This window comes from Streptomyces sp. SP17BM10, assembly GCF_036322405.1.
Lineage (GTDB): Bacteria > Actinomycetota > Actinomycetes > Streptomycetales > Streptomycetaceae > Kitasatospora.
In genome coordinates this window covers 1-355 of sequence record NZ_JAQYXB010000362.1, presented here as the reverse complement: position 1 = coordinate 355, position 355 = coordinate 1, and the positions used below count along the sequence as shown (strand labels likewise).

Genomic DNA, 355 nt, shown 5'->3' with positions numbered 1-355 from the left:
GCCCCGACGCCGTCCTCACCGCCCTCACCGCGAACGCCCTGCCCGACGGCGAGGCCGAAGCCATCCCGGCGCTGCGCCGCAACCGGGCCGAAGAGCACACCTTCGTCGACGCCCTCGCCCGCCTCCACGTCCGCGGCGCCTAGGTGGACTGGGCCGCCCTGTTGGCCGGCACCGGCGCCCGCCGCGTCGACCTGCCGACCTACGCCTGCCCGCGCAGCCGCTGCTGGCCCGCGCCCCTCGCCGCCGGGGGCGGCGACGTCCGCTCCGCCGGTCTCGGCGCCACCACGCACCCGAGGCTCGGCGCGGCCGTCGAACTGGCCGACGAGGACGGGCTGGTGCTCACCGGACGCCTGTC

General features: G+C 78.9%; 1 protein-coding gene. It reads left to right on the top strand.

All coding sequences use genetic code 11. The annotated features are described in order from the left end of the window. Window positions 1–143: 143 nt before the first annotated feature. On the top strand, window positions 144–355 hold a 212-nt coding region (locus tag PUR71_RS02780; protein WP_329924687.1), incomplete at its 3' end, for a hypothetical protein.